Below are 17805 nucleotides of genomic sequence, written 5' to 3' on the forward strand. Positions count from 1 at the left end.
GTGCGCACGCGTCGGCCCCCCGTCCGAAACGCCCGTTGATCCGACGTCGAACCCTTCTTGGTGGGGAGCAGCAGATGAGCAAAGAGGAGCCCGGACCGCGCGGCCACGCCGAGCACGGTCCGCTCGCCCCGGCCACCGGGGCCGCCACCGGACCGCTCATGTCCTCCGGTGGCACCAGTGACCCCCACTGGTACAAGCACGCCGTCTTCTACGAGGTACTCGCCCGGGGCTTCTTCGACTCCAACGGCGACGGCACCGGCGACCTCGCGGGCCTGGTGCGCAAACTGGACTACCTCCAGTGGCTGGGCATCGACTGCATCTGGCTGCTGCCGATGTACGAGTCCCCTCTGCGCGACGGCGGATACGACATCTCCGACTACTTCAAGATCCTCCCGGAGTTCGGCAACACCGCCGACTTCGTGGCGCTGCTGGACGAGGCGCACCGGCGCGGCATCCGCGTCATCACCGACCTCGTCATGAACCACACCAGCGACCAGCACCCGTGGTTCCAGGCCTCCCGCACCGATCCGGACGGCCCCTTCGGCGACTTCTACGTGTGGTCGGACACCGACGACCGCTACGAGGACGCCCGCATCATCTTCGTCGACACCGAGACGTCCAACTGGGCCTACGACGAGGTCCGGGGCCAGTACTACTGGCACAGGTTCTTCTCCCACCAGCCCGACCTCAACTTCGAGAACCCCGCCGTCCAGGAGGCGATCCTGGAGGTCCTGCGCTACTGGCTCGACCTGGGCATCGACGGCTTCCGCCTGGACGCGGTGCCCTACCTGTACGAGCGCGAGGGCACCAACTGCGAGAACCTCAAGGAGACCCACGAGTTCCTCAAGCGGGTCCGGGCCGAGGTCGACCGCCTCTACCCCGACCGCGTCCTGCTGAGCGAGGCCAACCAGTGGCCCTCCGACGTCGTCCACTACTTCGGCGACTTCGAGTCCGGCGGCGACGAGTGCCACATGAACTTCCACTTCCCGCTCATGCCGCGGATGTTCATGGCGGTGCGCCAGGAGCAGCGGTTCCCGATCTCGGAGATCCTCGCCCAGACGCCGAAGATCCCCCGCGACTGCCAGTGGGCGATCTTCCTGCGCAACCACGACGAGCTGACCCTGGAGATGGTCACCGACGAGGAGCGCGACTACATGTACTCCGAGTACGCCAAGGACCCCCGCATGCGCGCGAACGTGGGGATCCGTCGGCGACTCGCCCCCCTGCTGGACAACGACCGCGACCAGATCGAACTGTTCACCGCCCTGCTGCTCTCCCTGCCGGGGTCGCCCGTGCTCTACTACGGCGACGAGATCGGTATGGGCGACAACATCTGGCTGGGCGACCGCGACGCGGTGCGCACACCCATGCAGTGGAGCGCGGACCGCAACGCCGGGTTCTCCCGGGGCGACCCCGGACGCCTGTACCTGCCGCTGATCATGGACCCGGTCTACGGCTACCAGGCGATCAACGTGGAGTCCCAGCGCGACAACCCCGGTTCGCTGCTGCACTGGACCCGGCGGATGATCCACGTCCGCAAACAGCACCCCGTATTCGGGACCGGGGAGTTCACCGAACTCAACGCCACCAACCCCAGCGTGCTGGCGTTCATCCGCGCCCAGGGCGACGACCGCATGCTGTGCGTCAACAACCTCTCCCGGCACCCGCAGCCGGTGGAGCTGGACCTGACGCGCTACGCGGGGATCAGCCCGGTGGAGTGCGTCGGCGGCGCGCGCTTCCCCGAGATCGGTGAGCTGCCCTACCTGCTCACCCTGCCCGGGCACGGCTTCTACTGGTTCCAACTGCCCGCACCGGCCGTCGGAGGGGCCGACCGGGCCGAGGGGGCCCCGACCTACGGCCTGCCCGCGGCCGGGGTCCGCGTCCGCACGGCCGACGCCGCCGCGAGGGGGCACGTGTCCGCGCCCGCACTCCGCGACACCGACCGGTACAGCACAGCCACCACGACGCCCGGCACCCCGGCGGACCGCGCCGCCGCGTTCGGCGACGCCGCGTCCGCTCCCCGGACCGCCGCTCCCGGGTTGCCCGACCCGGTCGCGGAACGCTCGGACCGGGGTGGCGGCGGGAAGGGAAACAGGCCGGACTGATATGTCGACACTCGAAGAACTGCTCGCCTCCTGGCTGCCCCGACAGCGCTGGTTCTCCGGCAAGGGCGTCCCCATCCGGCGCCTGCGCGTGGAGAGCCGCCACACACTGGTACCCGCACGGCCGGACGGCCCCGGCCTCGACGTCCTGGTCGTCCAGACCGAACAGCGCGGGGCCGGCTCCCGCTACCAGGTCCTGCTCGGCTCCCGGCCGCCGCGGTCCCTGCCGCCGGACCTGGCGCACGAGGCCATCGGCGTGTGTCGCCTGAAGGGGAGCCGTCCGCGCGCGGTCTACGACGCCTCGCGCGACACGGAACTGACCGCACTGCTCCTTCAGAGGTTCGCCCACCCCCCGGCGGTGGGGGACGACACGCAGGTGCGCTTCCGGACCCTGCCCGGCTGCCCGATCAGGGTCGGCGCCCACGGGCGCGTCCTCACCAGCGAACAGTCCAACACCTCCCTGGTCTTCGGCCAGGACTACATCCTGAAGACCTTCCGCAGGCTCTGGCCCGGACACAACCCGGACCTGGAGCTGACCACGGCGCTGAGCGGCTCGCCCCGGGTGGCGCGCACGTGCGGATGGATCGAGGCGGACCTGCCCGGGTCCCGGTCCCCGGCCACGCTGGCCATGCTCCAGGCCTACATCCCGCAGGCCACGGACGGCTGGCTCCTGGCCACGGGCCGCATCGGCGCGCTGGCCGGCAACGGCGGCCCCGACGGCGAGAACTCCTTCGCCGACGAGGCGGAACTGCTGGGCCGCACCACGGCCGAGGTGCACCAGGACCTGGCCCGTGAACTGCCCACCGACGTCCTCTCGCCCGTGGACGCGGCGGGGCTCGCCGAGGGCATGATAGAGCGCCTGGCCATCGCCAGCACGGAGGTGCCCGAACTCGCCCGGCACGCACCGCGGGTCATGTCGGCCTACACCGACTTCGCCCGGACGGACGAACCGCTGCCGGTCCAGCGCATCCACGGCGACTACCACCTGGGCCAGGCGATCCGCGCGTCCTCGGGGTGGGTGCTGCTCGACTTCGAGGGCGAGCCCACCGTGCCGGTGAGTGAGCGCCAGAAGCTCGCCAGTCCGCTGCGCGACGTGGCCGGCATGCTCCGGTCCTTCGACTACGCCGCCGGTCACCTGCTGGTCCGCCGTCCCGACGACACGGGGCTGGAGTGGTCGGCCCGCTCCTGGGCCCGGCGCAGCCGCGCCGCGTTCTGCGCGGGGTACGCGGACGCGAGCGGCACCGACCCGGACAAGTACCTGACGGCGCTGCGGGCCTTCGAGTTCGACAAGGCCGTCTACGAAGTGCTCTACGAGGCACGGAACCGGCCGGACTGGCTGCGGGTCCCGCTCGACTCGATCCGCTGGGCCACCTCCGGCGCCGCCGCGGCCACCGCACCGCCCGTACCCGGCTGACCGCCCACCACCGGCCCCGACACCCCGACCATCCGACGATGACGGAGACTCCTTGACCACGCCCAGCAGAAAACCGCGTACGCGCTCCACCACGACGACCGCCAAGGCCGCCCCCCGCCGGCGGGCCCCCAAGCCGAAGGCCGAGCGGGTCGGCCCCGCGGCGGCGGCCGATCCGGCCCTGCTCGCCGCGCTGGACCGGGTGGTGGACGGACACCACCACGACCCGCACGGCCTCCTCGGCGCCCACCCCGACGGCACCGGGCGCACCGCGGTCCGCGTCCTGCGCCCGGGGGCGCTGGAGGTGGGCCTGCTCCTGCCCGACGGCACCCGGGTCGCCCTCGACCACCTGCACCGCGGGGTGTTCGCGGGAACGCTCCCCGAGGGGGTCGGCCCCGCGACCGACTACCGGGTCGCCACGCGCTACCAGGACGGGCCGGAGACGGTCTCCGCCGACCCCTACCGCTTCACGCCCACCCTCGGCGAACTGGACCTGCACCTGATCTCCGAGGGGCGGCACGAGGAGCTGTGGCGCGCCCTGGGCTCCCACGTCCGCACGATCGACACCCCGATGGGCGAGGTCGAGGGAACCGGGTTCGCGGTGTGGGCGCCGGACGCGCGCGGCGTCCGCCTGATCGGCGGCCTCAACCACTGGAACGGGGTCGGACACCCCATGCGGAGCCTGGGCTCCAGCGGCGTCTGGGAACTGTTCGTACCCGGTGTGGGCGACGGCGAGCTCTACAAGTTCCAGGTGCTGGGCGGTGACGGCCACTGGCGGGACAAGGCCGACCCGATGGCGCGCCGGACCGAGATACCCCCCGCGACGGCGTCGGTGGTGACGACCTCCTCCCACACCTGGGGCGACCAGGAGTGGATGGCCGAGCGCAAGGGCGTGGAGGCGCACCGTGCGCCGATGAGCGTGTACGAGGTGCACCTGGGGTCGTGGCGGCCGGGGCTGGGCTACACGGAACTGGCCGAGCAACTGGTCGAGTACGTCACCGGCATGGGCTTCACCCACGTGGAGTTCCTGCCGGTCGCGGGGTATCCGTTCGACGGCTCGTGGGGCTACCAGGTGACGTCGTACTACGCGCCCACGCCGCGGTTCGGTTCTCCGGACGAGTTCCGCCACCTGGTGGACGCGCTGCACCGGGCGGGCGTCGGGGTGTTCCTGGACTGGGTCCCGGCGCACTTCCCCAAGGACGAGTGGGCGCTGGCCCGGTTCGACGGCTCGGCGCTGTACGAGCACCCCGACCCGCGCCGGGGCGAGCACCCCGACTGGGGCACCCTGATCTTCAACTACGGGCGCACCGAGGTCCGCAACTTCCTGGTGGCCAACGCCCTGTACTGGCTGGAGGAGTTCCACATCGACGGCCTGCGGGTGGACGCGGTCGCCTCGATGATCTACCTGGACTACTCGCGCGACTCCGGCCAGTGGGAGCCGAACATGTTCGGCGGGCGGGAGAACCTGGAGGCGATCGACTTCCTCAAGGAGCTCAACGCCACGGCCTACCGGCGCAACCCCGGCATCACCATGATCGCCGAGGAGTCCACCGCCTACACCGGGGTGACCACGCCCGTGGACCGGGGCGGCCTGGGCTTCGGGATGAAGTGGAACATGGGGTGGATGCACGACACCCTGGAGTACGTCAAGAAGGAGCCGGTCCACCGCCAGTACCACCACAACGACCTGACGTTCGCGATGGTGTACGCCTACAGCGAGAACTACGTGCTCCCGCTGTCGCACGACGAGGTCGTGCACGGCAAGCAGTCGCTGCTGAACAAGGTGCCGGGCGACGAGTGGCAGCGCACGGCCACCGTGCGGGCGCTGCTGGCCTTCATGTGGTCGCACCCGGGCAAGCAACTGCTGTTCATGGGCGGGGAGATCGCCCAGGGCGAGGAGTGGCGGCACGAGTCCGGGGTGCCGTGGTGGCTGCTCCAGTTCGACCACCACGCCGGGGCGCAGCGGCTGGTCCGCACGCTCAACGACCTCTACCGGCCGCGCCCGGCCCTGTGGTCGCTGGACACCGACCCGGCGGGCTTCCAGTGGCTGGACGCGGGCGACCACCAGGGGAACACGGTGACCTACCTGCGCCGCGGTGAGGACGGCTCCGCACTGGTGTGCGGGGTGAACTTCTCCCCGGTGCCGCGCCCGGGCCTGCGGGTGGGCCTGCCCTCGGGCGGCCGGTGGAACCGGGTTCTGGACTCCGACGAACCCCGGTTCGGCGGATCGGGCTACGAGGGGCCGGCCCACGTACAGGCACAGGAGCGCGAGTGGAACGGACAGCCGTTCTCCGCCGAGATCACCCTGCCGCCGCTGGGTGCGGTCTGGTTCGAGCCCGAGGGCTAGCCGGAAGCGGGGGCCGGTGCCCGCCGGCCCCCGTGACGCGGTCAGGAGCGGTGCCAGGCCTTCAGGCGCCGCACCGCCTCGTCGAGGACCCCGTCCCTCTTGCAGAAGGCGAAGCGCAGCAGGTGCGCGCCCTCCTCCTGGTGGTCGTAGAAGACCTGGGCGGGGACCGCCGCGACCCCGGCCTCCCGGGGCAGGGCGAGCGCCAGTTGGACACCGTCGTCGTGACCGAGGGGGCCGATGTCGGCCATGAGGAAGTAGGTCCCCTCACACGTGTGCACGCCGAACCCGGCGTCGGCCAGCCCGGCGGCCAGCCGATCCCGCTTGTCCTGGAGCGAGGCGCGCTGGGCCTCGATCCACGCCCGCTCGGTGTCGAGGGCGTCGGCGACCGCCAGTTGCAGCGCGCCGTTGGCGGAGAAGGTGAGGAACTGGTTGACCGTGCGCACCGCGCGCACCAGCGGTTCGGGTCCGGTGACCCATCCGAGCTTCCACCCGGTGACGGCGAAGATCTTGCCGACGGAGGAGACCGACAGGGTCCGCTCCCCCATCCCGGGCAGGGAGGCCAGCGGCAGGTGCGGCCGACCGTCGAAGGTCAGGAACTCGTAGACCTCGTCGGTGAGGGCGATCAGATCGTGCTCGCGGCACAGATCGGCGATGATCTCCAGCTCGTCGGCGGTGAACACCGTGCCCGTCGGGTTGTGCGGGGTGTTGACGATGACCATCCGGGTGCGAGGACCCACGGCCGCACGCAGCTCGTCGGGGTCGAAGGTGAACGCGCCCCGCTCGGGATCGGGCCGCAGCGGCACCGGTCTGCGCACACCCCCGGCCAGGGAGATCATCGCCGCGTAGGAGTCGTACATCGGCTCGAAGACGACCACCTCGTCGCCCCGCTCGACCAGGGCGAGCAGTGCCGCGGCGATGCCCGCGGTCGCCCCGACCGTCACGTACACCTCGGTGTCCGGATCCAGGTCGATGCCGTACTCCCGCGAGCGGTAGCGGCTCACAGCCGCGCACAGTTCCGGGCGCCCCGGGCCCGGAGGGTACTGGTTCACCCCCTCCAGGATGTGCCCGATAGCCGCCTCCAGCAACGACCGGGGCCCGTCGGTGTCGGGGAACCCCTGGCCGAGGTTGACGGATTCGGTCTCGACGGCCAGACGGGTCATCTCCGCGAAGACCGTCTCACCGTAGGAGCGCATGCGTTCGATCAGCGGTTCATCCACGCAAGCGAGCGTATCGGTCCCCCGGCGGACCGGACCGGGGTGGGGACCCGCGGGTCCCCACCCCGGTCAGAGCAGCAGGCTGAGCACCACCCACGCCACGGGGCTGGCGATGAGCAGGGAGTCGAGCCGGTCCATCAGGCCGCCGTGGCCGGGCATGAAACTGCCCATGTCCTTCACACCGAGATCGCGCTTGAACAGCGATTCGATCAGGTCGCCGACCGTGGCGGCCAAGACGACCGCCAGTCCCAGCACCGCGCCGACCCACCACGGGCCGTCCAGCATCAGGGCGACGCACAGGGCACCGGCGACGGCGCAGGCGACGACGGACCCGCCGAAGCCCTCCCAGGTCTTGTTCGGGCTGATCACAGGGGCCATCTTGTGTCGGCCGAGCAGGATCCCGGCGAAGTAGCCGCCGATGTCGCTGGAGATCGTCACCACGATGAACGCGATGAGGCGGAACTGGCCGTCCTCTGGATGGGCGATGAGCAACTGCCAGATACCGAACAGGAACGGCAGGTAGACCAGGATGAACAGGTTGGCGGACACATCGGCCACGAAACCGTCCTGGCCGCCGCGCAGCCGCCACACCAGGCAGGCGACGGCGGTCAGCGCGGTCGCGCCCACCAGCCACTCGGCGCCGCCGAAGTGGGCGGCCGGCTGCATGAGCACACCGCCCACCGCCAGCGGCACCAGGGCCGGTTTCACGCCCTTGCCGACGAACGCCCGGTTGACCTCCCGCAGCCCGATCAGCACCCCGGCCACGGTGATGATCGTGAAGAGCTGCGGCCAGGGGAAGATCGTGAGCAGCACGAGCGCGCCCAGGACACACCCGCTGATGATGGCCACCGGGAGGTTGCGGCCGGTCTTGACCGGATCGCCCCCCGGTTTGTGCAGCACGAAGCGCTGTCCCTCGGCCTTGTCGGAGTCGGGGCGCGACTCCGCGTCGGGTCTGTGCTCGTGCGAGGGGTCGCTCCCCTCGGAGCCCGTGGAAGGAGATGTCACCTAGACCTCAAGCAGTTCGGTTTCCTTGTGCTTGAGCACCTCGTCGATGGACGCGACGTACTTGTGGGAGAGGTCGTCGAGCTCGCTCTGGGCGCGGTGCGCCTCGTCCTCACCGATCTCCCCCGCCTTCACGCCCTTCTCGAAGGTGTCCTTGGCACGGCGGCGGACGTTGCGGATGGAGACCTTGCCGTCCTCGGCCTTGGTCCGCACGACCTTCACGTACTCCTTGCGGCGCTCCTCGGACAGGTCCGGGAACACCACGCGGATGACCTGGCCGTCGTCGGAGGGGTTCACGCCCAGGTCGCTGTTGCGGATGGCGTTGATGATCTCGGTCCGCGCGTTGACGTCGAACGGCGAGATGACCACCATCCGCGGTTCGGGGACCGAGAAGGAGGCGAGCTGGTTGATCGGCGTCCGGGCACCGTAGTAGTCCACGGTGATCTTGTTGAAGGTCGCGGGGGTCGGGCGTCCGGTACGGATCGTCGCGAACTCCTCCTTGGTGACCGCCACGGCCTTCTCCATCTTCTCCTCTGCTTCGAGGAGGGTCTCTTCGATCATGTCAGCGCTCCCGGATTCGACTCTGGTGTTCGTGGCTTGCCGACCGCGCCGCCTCAGGCGGAGGCCGGTCCGACGATGGTGCCGATCTTCTCACCGCGGACCGCGCGCAGGATGTTGCCCTGGCTCATCAGGTCGAAGACGACGATGGGCAGCCCGTTGTCCATGCACAGGCTGACCGCGGTGGCGTCCATGACCTTGAGTCCGCGGGTGAGGACCTCGTTGTAGTTGAGCTTGTCGAACTTGACCGCGTCCGGGTTGCGCCGGGGGTCGGAGTCGTAGACCCCGTCGACCTGGGTGCCCTTGAGGACCGCCTGTGCCCCGATCTCCAGCGCCCTCTGGGCGGCCGTGGTGTCGGTTGAGAAGAAGGGGGCGCCCAGACCGGCGCCGAAGATGACCACACGGCCCTTCTCCAGGTGGCGGACGGCCCGGCGCGGGATGTAGGCCTCGGCGACCTGGCTCATGTGGATCGCGGTCTGCACGCGGGTCTCCACCCCCAGGCGCTCCAGGAAGTCCTGGAGGGCGAGGCAGTTGATGACGGTGCCGAGCATGCCCATGTAGTCGGCGCGGCCGCGTTCGATCCCACCCTCGGTGAGCTGGGCGCCGCGGAACATGTTGCCGCCGCCGACGACCACGGAGACCTCGATGCCCTCGGAGACGGCCTCGGCGATGGACTCCGCGACGTACTGGACGATCTCGGGGTCGATGCCCAGACCGCCTCCGCCGGCGAAGGCCTCACCGGAGAGTTTGAGCATCACGCGTTTCCAGCCGGAATCGTGCATTGCGGGTTCGGTGCTCATGGTTTCGTTCTCCGACACGGCCCCTTGGCCTCCCTTGGTGTCCCCGAGTGGCCCCAGGGTCCCCCGATTGTTCCTGCCGGGTGGGGAGCGGGCGCTCACATCCCGCTCGAACCCGCCCATATCCACCGAAGGTGCCGGGGGATCACTCTCCCCGGCACCTCCATCATGTCAAAGACCTAGGCCTGGCCCACCTTGAAGCGGACGAAGCGCTTGACGCTCACCCCGGCCTCGTCGAGGACCTTCTGCACGGTCTTCTTGTTGTCCTTGACGAACGGCTGGCCGACCAGCGTCACGTCCTTGAAGAAGCCGTTGAGGCGGCCCTCCACGATCTTGGGGATCGCCTGTTCGGGCTTGCCCTCCTCGCGGGTGGTCTGCTCCGCGATGGCGCGCTCCTTCTCCACCACGTCGGCGGGGACGTCGTCCTTGCCGACGTACTGCGGGGCCAGGGCGGCGATCTGCTGGGCGACGTCCTTGCCCACCTCGGCGTCGGCCTTGTCCAGCTCGACCAGGACGCCCATGCTCGGGGGCAGGTCGGGGTCGGACTTGTGGAGGTAGCTGGCGACGTAGGCGCCCTCGAACTTGGCGAGGCGGCGGAGCTGGAGCTTCTCGCCGATGACCGCGCCCTTCTCCTCGATGAAGGTCTGCAGGGTCTTGCCCGGCTCGATCTCGGCGGCGGCGACGGCGGCGAGGTCGTCGCTCTCCTGGTTCTCGGCGAAGTCCGCGACCTGGTTGGCCAGCTCGATGAACTGGTCGTTCTTGGCGACGAAGTCGGTCTCGCAGTTGAGCTCGATGAGCGTGGCCTTGCCGTCGCCGGCCTGCTTGAGGACGACCATGCCCTGGGCGGCGGTGCGCTCGCCGCGCTCGGCCTGCTTCTTGGCGCCCTTGATACGCAGGGCCTCGACGGCCTTCTCGAAGTCGCCGTCGGCCTCGGTGAGGGCCTTCTTGCAGGCCATCATGCCGGAGCCGGTCATGTCGCGCAGCTTCTTGACGTCCGCGGCGGTGAAGTTCGCCATGACTGTTCTCGCCAGTTCCCTTGAGTGGAGTGTCGTGGAATCGCGGGGCTGCCCGCGTGAGCCGCCCCACCGGCAGGCGGTGGGGCGGCGGGGTGTGACGGCCCTGGGCCCTACTCGGCGGGCTTCTCGGCCGGAGCGTCGGCAGCGGCCTCGGCGGGCTTGTCCTCGGCCGGGGCCTCAGCGGCGGCTTCGGCGGGAGCCTCGGCGGGCTTGTCCTCCGCCGGGGCCTCAGCGGCGGCTTCGGCGGGAGCCTCGGCAGCGGCCTCGCCCTTGCCTTCGAGCAGCTCGCGCTCCCACTCGGCGAGGGGCTCCTCGGCGGGCTTGTCCCCACCGGCCGCCTCGGCGCCGGAGGCACCGGAGCGAACCAGCAGACCGTCGGCCACGGCGTCGGCGACGACGCGGGTGAGCAGGCTGACACTGCGGATCGCGTCGTCGTTGCCCGGGATGGGGTAGTCGACCTCGTCGGGGTCGCAGTTGGTGTCCAGGATCGCGACGACCGGGATGTTCAGCTTCCGGGCCTCGCTGATCGCGATGTGCTCCTTCTTGGTGTCCACGATCCACACCGCGCTGGGCACGCGGGACATGTCGCGGATACCGCCGAGGGTGCGCTCCAGCTTCTCCTTCTCACGGCGGAGGTTGAGGAGCTCCTTCTTGGTGAGCGTGGAGCCGGCCACGTCGTCGAAGTCGATCTCCTCCAGCTCCTTGAGGCGCTGGAGCCGCTTGTGGACGGTGGAGAAGTTGGTGAGCATGCCGCCCAGCCAGCGCTGGTTGACGAAGGGCATGCCGACCCGGCGGGCCTGCTCGTCGATGGCCTCCTGCGCCTGCTTCTTGGTGCCGACGAACAGGATGGTGCCGCCGTGGGCGACGGTCTGCTTGACGAACTCGTAGGCCCGGTCGATGTAGGCCAGCGACTTCTGGAGGTCGATGATGTAGATGCCGTTGCGCTCGGTGAAGATGAAGCGCTTCATCTTGGGGTTCCAGCGACGGGTCTGGTGCCCGAAGTGGACGCCGCTCTCCAGGAGCTGGCGGATGGTCACGACTGTGGCCATGACTCGGTCCTCCTTGAGGGGGCGGAGGGCTTCCTCCGCCATCGGTTGTGCCTGACGCCCCGGCCGTACCGCCGCCCCGCCGAAGCGGTGCGGACCGTGGGTGCGGCCCCTCCCGGAGGAGGCGCGTGGACGCGCGAATTGTGGTCGACCCAGTGGGCCACGGATGATTCTATCGCCCGTCGGGGATACACGGGACCTGCGCTCTGTCAAGAGGGAGGGTTGTCCACAGTTCCGCCCGACCCCTGGCGCACCACCTCCCGGCGGCCGACCCTTGACCCATGAGCCCGTCCCGCCCGCGGTACCTGCCCCGCCTGCTCGTGACCGCCTCGATTCTGCTGCTGCCCCTCGTCCCCGACCGAACCGCCGCGGAGGGCCCCTGGGAGTGGCCGGTGGAACCGCCCGCTCCGGTACTGCGCCCCTTCGACCCGCCCGAGGAGCGGTGGCTGCCCGGCCACCGGGGCGTCGACCTGGCCGCCGAAGCCGGCGCACCGGTGCACGCGCCAGGCCCCGGACACGTGCACTACGTCGGCGAGATCGCGGGAACCCCGCTGGTGAGCCTCAAACACGGCCCTCTGCGCACCACCTATCTGCCGGTGGAGTCCCCCCTCGGACGGGGCGACCCCGTCGGCGCGGGTGAGGTGATCGGCACCGTCGCCGCGGAGCCGGTGCACTGCCCCGGCCGCCCCTGCCTGCACTGGGGCCTGCTGCGCGGCCGGACCTACCTGGACCCCCTGGGACTCCTCGGCCTCGGAAAGGTCCGCCTCCTCCCCCTCGTTCCGCATTCGTGAAAGCACCCGTGACCGAAATCGGCCACACTTTCTCCACCTGCGGCAATGCTTTTCTCGTGACCGAAAGCGACAATGGCCGCTCTAGAACCCCAGCGAACCTCTCTCTTCCACCCGTGGGATTCATCCCCCCGACAGATCAGGAGATCGCCTTGGCACACGTGGTCGGCGTCAACGCCTCGGACGCCTACGCGGCAGGAGCGGGTGCCCAGGAGTACGCCACGGGGTTCATCGGACTCGGCACCGACTTCAACGAACCGACACCACTCCCAGTGGAAATCGCCGAAATGGTAGGGGCGATGACAGAAAACTTCTCCCAGGAAATCAGAAACCAAAACATGGAAAATGAAAGCGCCACCCCCACCCCCTCCTCTCCCACTGCCCCGGTCAACCGACCGGGATTCCACCCTTGGTTCATCGCTCTCACATGCCTAGCCCTGCCCTTGGCAGGAATGGTCCTGATCATCCCACTTCTTGACTTCCCTTTCCTTAGAATCGGAGAACTCCGCCCTCTGCCTTCCTGTCACCGGCATGTTCCCTTCAAACGGCATGGATTTCCCCGCAGATGAAGCCGGATCCCTCACCAGGGAGTACTGCGACTTGAAACGCCAAGCCCGCATCGGAGGGGCAGTGATCGTGGCAGTGCCGACGGCGATCGCGGGGTCGGTGGGTATGACCGCTTTCCTCTTCCGCAGGCAGCTCTCCTCTCCGGCCGGGCGCAAGGAGGAGCGGAGCGGCGAGTGACCGTGCCACGGCGTCGATGATCAGGCGCGGGGGTGGGCGCGGCGGTAGGTGTCGCGCAGCCGCTCCACCGACACGTGGGTGTACACCTGGGTGCTGCGCGGACTGGCGTGGCCCAGGAACTCCTGGACGCTGCGCAGGTCCGCTCCCCCGTTGAGCAGGTGGGTGGCGGCGCTGTGCCGCAGACTGTGCGGACCGCCATCCGTTCCGGCGGCGCGCAGGTGGGCGTGGACGTCCTCACGGGCCTGACGCACCCCGAGCCGCCGCCCCCGGGCACCCAGGAACACCGCCGGGCCGCTGGAGGGCACGGCCCACTCGGGACGCCCCCCGGTGAGCCAGGCGTCCAGCGCCTCCAGCGCGGGCGCCCCGACGGGCACCGTGCGCTCCTTGGCGCCCTTGCCCAGGACGCGCACCGTGTCGCGCTCCCGGTCCACGTCGTCGAGATCGAGGGCGCACAGCTCCGCCACGCGCACACCGGTGGCGTAGAGCACCTCCACCACGGCGTGGCGGCGCAGTTCCAGCGGCGAACCCGCGTGGGTCCGGGACAGCGCCTCGGCAGCCTGGTGCTCCTCCAGCACCGTGGGCAGCGACCGCCGCTGTCGGGGAGAGGCCAGGCGCGAACCGGGGTCCGACGCCAGGACGCCTTCCCGATGCAGGTAGCGGGTGAGTGCCCGGACGGCGGCCACCCGGCGCGCGATCGTGGACCGGCTCGCGCCCGCGTCGCGGGCGCGGGAGAGCCACGCGCGCACCAGGGGCACGTCCAGTTCCTCGATCGGGCGGCCGTGCTCCTCCAGGTGGGCCAGGAGGGAGCGCAGGTCGGCCAGGTAACCGCGCACGGTGTGCGGCGACCGCCCCAGCTCGCCCGTCAGGTGGGCGGCGAAGTCCTCCAGCACCGCGCTCACCTCCGGGGCAGGCAGGCGACGGCGTCGATCTCCACCAGGAACCGCGGGTTGACCAGTCCGTTCACCTCCACGAGTGTGCCCGCCGGACGCAGGTCGCCCGGCAGACAGGAGACGAGGGCGGGACGGAACTCGTCGAGGTCGGTGATGTGGCGCAGGTAGTAGGTGAGCTTGACCAGGTGGGTGAGGTCGGCGCCGTGCCGGGCCAGCACCGCTTCCATGTTGCGGAAGATCTGCCGGGTCTGGCCGGTGACGGTCCCGGCGACGCTCCCGTCGGGCGCCTGGGGGAGTTGACCGGAGACGAAGAGGAGGGGGCCGTCGGCCAGCAGGGCGTCGCTGTAGGTGGCAGCCATGGCGTGAACCTACCCAGACGGGCGGGGCGGAACCGGTCCCGGGCGTGCCGAGGTTCTCCCTGCGGCGAAGGTCGACCTGAAATATCGCCCTGGGGCGATCCTCGCCCGCGCGGAGCCACCGGTCGGCCCTGGGGCACGCCCTGCCCCCCGGCCCGACCGGGCGGCGCCACCGCCCCCTCACCGCGGTACCCGCCAACCGGCCGTGCAGCGCTCCACCCGGCCCGCCGCGGCCAGCAGCCCCAGGGAGCGCATGGCCTGCTCCAGGGTGGCACCGCTGCGCGCGGCGATCGTCGCGGTCCCGGCCCCGGCCCGGGGCACGGCCTCCAGCACGCGTGCCGTCTCCGGGGCGAGGTCGGCCGCTACCCGCAGCGGCCCCGGGCCGTGCTTCGGCGGCGCCTCGCCGAGCGGTGTCACGTGGGCCACCACGTCCTCGGCGCAGGTGACGCACGCCGCCTGCCGGTCCCGGAGGAGTACATGGCAGCCCACCGAGGCCGCGGAGGTGACCGGGCCCGGTACCGCCATCAGGGCCCGGTGCATCTCCAGCGCGTGCGAGGCGGTGTTGAGAGCCCCGCTGCGCCGCCCGGCCTCCACGACCACCGTGCCGGGGGTGAGCGCGGCGATGAGCCGGTTGCGCACCAGGAAGTCCGGGGCGCGAGGCGTGGTACCCACCGGGTGCTCGCTCACCAGCACCCCGCTCCTGGCGATGTCGGTGAACAGCGCGGCGTGCCCGCGCGGATAGTCCACGTCCAGTCCGCAGGCCAGCACGGCCACAGTGCCGCCGACGGCCAGCGCGGCCCGGTGGGCGGCACCGTCGATCCCGTAGGCGCCGCCGGAGACGGTCACCACCGAACGCTCCGCAAGGTCGTAGGAGAGTTCGGAGGCGACGTGCCGGCCGTAGGCCGTGGCCGCCCGCGCGCCCACCACGGCCACCGAGCGCAGGCAGAGGTTGCGCAGGTCGCCGCGGCCGCGCACCCACAGGCCGTGCGGACGGCTCCCCCCGTCCAGGTCCAGGGCGAGGAGCCGCCCCGGCCACTCCGGGTCGCCGGGGGCGACGAAGCGCACCCCCGCCTCCGCCGACGCCCCGAGCAGCGCGTCGGCGTCCACCCGCGCGGCCCGGGCACCCCACTGCCGCCAGCGCCGCGCCAGGCGCCCCTCCTCCGCCGGTGAGGGCTCCGGGCCGCCGGTGCCTGGCGGCGGAGCGCCGCCGGAGAGCCGCCCCCACACCCGCTGTGCGCCGTGCTCGGCGAGCATCGCCGCCACCCACGGGTCCCCCGGCGGCACCGCCGCCGTGAAGCAGGCCCGTGCCCGTGCCTCGGCCTCCTCCGCCACACCCCGTTCCGACACCACCGGTCCTCCCTTCGTCCGCACGGTGTACGGGCACCGCGCCTTCCCCGTTCCCACCCGGCTCGCACCACGGCCGCGCTGTCGCACGTGCAGCGGTTCCCGCACCGCCTTGGTCCCTTCCGGGACGTCCCCGCCCCAGCGGTCCGACCAGTGCCGGGCCGCCTGGGACCACCGACCGGAGCCCGCCTCCCCAACGGCGACGCCGCCGCGCCGTCCTGTGCCGCGGCCGCACCCGGCCGGCCTCGGACCGTGCTCACCACGCCCGACCCGACCACAGGGCGAAGGCGTAGGCGGTCTCCTCCTCACCCGGCCGGTCCCGGTCCCCCAGGTCGGCCAGTGTCCAGGCGACCCGCAGGGCCCGGTCCACACCGCGGGCGCTGATCTGCCCCCGGTCCATCGCCGTCCCGAGGACCCGCAGCGCCTCGGGCTCCACGGGGAACTCGCGCCGCAGGCGCGCCCCCGGGATCTGGGCGTTGGTCCGCCACGGTGTGCCCGCCAGCCGGTCGGCGGCCCGTGACCGGGCCTTCTCCACCCGGGCGGCGACGGTCGCCGAGGACTCCGCGAAGGCCCGGTCTGCCAGGAGTTCGGCGCGCGCCACCGGCTGGAGTTCCACCTTGAGGTCCACGCGGTCCAGCAGCGGCCCGGACAGCCGGGTGAGGTAGCGGCGGCGGTCGCCGGGCGGGCAGGCGCACAGGCTGCCGGGTTTGGCGCAGGGGCAGGGGTTGGCGGCCATCACCAACTGGAAGCGCGCCGGGAAGACCACCGTGGCCGCGGAGCGGGCCAGGGCGATCTCGCCCCGTTCCAGGGGTTCGCGCAGCGAGTCCAGGACACCCCTCCCGAACTGGGGTGCCTCGTCCACGAACAGGACCCCGTTGTGGGCCTTGGACGCCCATCCGGGCGCGGGGTAGCCGGGGCCGCCGCCGATGATCGAGGCACGGCTGGAGGAGTGGTGCGGGGCGGCGAACGGGGGCGTGCTGATCAGCGGCTCTCCCGGCCGCAGCGTTCCCGCCACGGAGTGGATCGCCGTGGACTCCAGCGACTCGGCCGGGGTGAGCCGGGGCAGGACCGTGGGCAGCCGTTCGGCGAGCAGGCTCTTCCCGGTCCCGGGGGAGCCCAGCATGAAGAGGTTGTGTCCCCCGGCGGCGGCGATCTCCACCGCCCTGCGTGCGACCGGCTGGCCGAGGACGTCCGCCAGGTCCACGCCCGGTTCCCTCCGGTCGCCCCCGTCCGGCCGCCGCGGGGCGGACCCCTGCTCGGGCTCCTCGGGCGCTTCGCCGCCGCGCAGCCAGTGGCACACGTCGGCCAGGTGGCCGGTGGCGAGCACCTCCACGCCGGGGACCAGGCGGGCCTCGGCCGCGTTGCCATGGGCGACCACGAAGCGGTCGTAGCCGAGTTCGGCGGCGGCGATCACGGCGGGAAGAGTGCCCTGGACCGGTCGGGTCCGCCCGTCCAGCCCCAGTTCCCCGATGAGGACCGTGCGGGCCAGCCGGGCCACCGGAACCTCACCGGAGGCAGCGAGGACGGCCCCGGCGATGGCGAGGTCGAAGAGGCTGCCGGACTTGGGCAGGGCGGCCGGGGAGAGACTGATGGTGACCTGGCCGCCGGGCCAGCGCTCACCGCTGTTGGCCACGGCGGCGCGGATACGGTCCCGGGCCTCCCGCAGGGCGGCGTCGGGCAGCCCCACCAGGGTCACGCCCGGGTTGCCGCCGCCCAGGTGCACCTCCACCTCGACGACGTGCCCCTGGACCCCCACGAGGGTGACGCAGTGGGTGCGCGCGTGCGACATCAGCCCACCCCCCGCTCATGGGAGACGAACACGCGGGCACCGGCCAGCAGCACGCCGACGCCGTCGACGCGCAGCGGGCGCGCGGGGACGCGGTGGCGGCCCGCCCACGCCGTGCCGAGCCGGCGCAGGCGACGCCGCTTGGCGGGGGTGAGGGCCTCCAGCGGATGCCCGTAGCGCAGGGAGGTGCGCGTCTTGACCTCCGCCACGACCAGGACGGGGCCGTCCCTGGCCACGATGTCGATCTCACCGTCGGGGATCCGCCAGTTGCGGTCGAGCACCCGCATACCGGCACGTTCGAGGAAGACCGCGGCCAGCTCCTCACCGCCACCGCCCAACCGGCGGCGGTACTGTGCCCACGTGTCCATCGGCGACCACCTCCCGCTACTACGGTCGGTGATCGA

At 71.5% G+C, this 17805-nt stretch carries 16 protein-coding genes; 5 read left to right on the forward strand and 11 right to left on the reverse strand.

The window, feature by feature from the left end; genetic code table 11:
* Window positions 1–74: 74 nt before the first annotated feature.
* From treS to glgB, 3 genes are all read left to right on the forward strand, one after another.
* Window positions 75–2105 carry a maltose alpha-D-glucosyltransferase gene (gene treS, locus ACFHWE_RS06730; RefSeq protein ID WP_416599741.1) on the forward strand — a complete coding sequence of 677 codons (2031 nt, stop codon included), beginning with the start codon at window positions 75–77 and terminating at the stop codon, window positions 2103–2105.
* A gap of 1 nt (window position 2106) precedes the next feature.
* Complete coding sequence (locus ACFHWE_RS06735; RefSeq protein WP_416599742.1) at window positions 2107–3516, forward strand: maltokinase N-terminal cap-like domain-containing protein; 1410 nt, start codon at window positions 2107–2109, stop codon at window positions 3514–3516.
* A gap of 178 nt (window positions 3517–3694) precedes the next feature.
* Window positions 3695–5860 carry a 1,4-alpha-glucan branching protein GlgB gene (glgB, locus tag ACFHWE_RS06740; RefSeq protein ID WP_416599795.1) on the forward strand — a complete coding sequence of 722 codons (2166 nt, stop codon included), beginning with the start codon at window positions 3695–3697 and terminating at the stop codon, window positions 5858–5860.
* A 41-nt stretch (window positions 5861–5901) separates the two neighbouring features.
* Here the strand turns inward: glgB and ACFHWE_RS06745 are convergent, their stop codons facing one another.
* The 6 genes from ACFHWE_RS06745 to rpsB all read right to left on the reverse strand — a co-directional run bounded on the left by ACFHWE_RS06745 (window position 5902) and on the right by rpsB (window position 11496).
* A complete protein-coding gene (locus tag ACFHWE_RS06745; protein WP_416599796.1) occupies window positions 5902–7053 on the reverse strand; it encodes a pyridoxal phosphate-dependent aminotransferase in 1152 nt (383 codons plus the stop codon).
* Window positions 7054–7143: 90 nt separating this feature from the next.
* The gene (locus ACFHWE_RS06750; protein WP_416599743.1) at window positions 7144–8079 is read right to left on the reverse strand and encodes a phosphatidate cytidylyltransferase; all 936 of its coding nucleotides are present in this window, start codon (window positions 8077–8079) and stop codon (window positions 7144–7146) included.
* Complete coding sequence (gene frr / locus ACFHWE_RS06755) at window positions 8080–8637, reverse strand: ribosome recycling factor (protein ID WP_028646865.1); 558 nt, start codon at window positions 8635–8637, stop codon at window positions 8080–8082.
* A 53-nt stretch (window positions 8638–8690) separates the two neighbouring features.
* Window positions 8691–9434 carry a UMP kinase gene (gene pyrH / locus ACFHWE_RS06760; RefSeq protein WP_028646866.1) on the reverse strand — a complete coding sequence of 248 codons (744 nt, stop codon included), beginning with the start codon at window positions 9432–9434 and terminating at the stop codon, window positions 8691–8693.
* 176 nt (window positions 9435–9610) lie between these two features.
* Window positions 9611–10447: a translation elongation factor Ts gene (tsf, locus tag ACFHWE_RS06765; protein ID WP_416599744.1), complete on the reverse strand. Its 837-nt coding sequence runs from the start codon at window positions 10445–10447 to the stop codon at window positions 9611–9613.
* Between the two features lie 110 nt (window positions 10448–10557).
* A complete protein-coding gene (gene rpsB / locus ACFHWE_RS06770) occupies window positions 10558–11496 on the reverse strand; it encodes a 30S ribosomal protein S2 (RefSeq protein ID WP_416599745.1) in 939 nt (312 codons plus the stop codon).
* Window positions 11497–11774: 278 nt separating this feature from the next.
* On the opposite strand from rpsB, the gene ACFHWE_RS06775 reads away from it, so the two are divergent.
* The gene (locus ACFHWE_RS06775; protein ID WP_416599746.1) at window positions 11775–12284 is read left to right on the forward strand and encodes a peptidoglycan DD-metalloendopeptidase family protein; all 510 of its coding nucleotides are present in this window, start codon (window positions 11775–11777) and stop codon (window positions 12282–12284) included.
* Between the two features lie 8 nt (window positions 12285–12292).
* On the forward strand, window positions 12293–12850 hold the full coding sequence (locus ACFHWE_RS06780; protein WP_416599747.1) for a hypothetical protein: 558 nt from the start codon (window positions 12293–12295) through the stop codon (window positions 12848–12850).
* A 195-nt stretch (window positions 12851–13045) separates the two neighbouring features.
* Here the strand turns inward: ACFHWE_RS06780 and ACFHWE_RS06785 are convergent, their stop codons facing one another.
* From ACFHWE_RS06785 to ACFHWE_RS06805, 5 genes are all read right to left on the reverse strand, one after another.
* Complete coding sequence (locus ACFHWE_RS06785; protein WP_416599748.1) at window positions 13046–13915, reverse strand: tyrosine recombinase XerC; 870 nt, start codon at window positions 13913–13915, stop codon at window positions 13046–13048.
* Window positions 13916–13920: 5 nt separating this feature from the next.
* Window positions 13921–14274 carry a RidA family protein gene (locus tag ACFHWE_RS06790; RefSeq protein WP_416599749.1) on the reverse strand — a complete coding sequence of 118 codons (354 nt, stop codon included), beginning with the start codon at window positions 14272–14274 and terminating at the stop codon, window positions 13921–13923.
* Between the two features lie 177 nt (window positions 14275–14451).
* A complete protein-coding gene (gene dprA, locus ACFHWE_RS06795) occupies window positions 14452–15618 on the reverse strand; it encodes a DNA-processing protein DprA (RefSeq protein WP_416599750.1) in 1167 nt (388 codons plus the stop codon).
* A 253-nt stretch (window positions 15619–15871) separates the two neighbouring features.
* Window positions 15872–17404, reverse strand: coding sequence for a YifB family Mg chelatase-like AAA ATPase (locus ACFHWE_RS06800; protein WP_416599751.1), 1533 nt, complete (start codon window positions 17402–17404; stop codon window positions 15872–15874).
* Window positions 17404–17769 (reverse strand): YraN family protein, encoded by a 366-nt coding sequence (locus ACFHWE_RS06805; protein WP_416599752.1) that lies wholly within the window; start codon window positions 17767–17769, stop codon window positions 17404–17406. The genes ACFHWE_RS06800 and ACFHWE_RS06805 overlap by 1 nt, the downstream gene beginning before the upstream one ends.
* Window positions 17770–17805 lie beyond the last annotated feature (36 nt).

This window comes from Nocardiopsis sp. LOL_012, assembly GCF_048060475.1.
GTDB lineage: Bacteria > Actinomycetota > Actinomycetes > Streptosporangiales > Streptosporangiaceae > Nocardiopsis.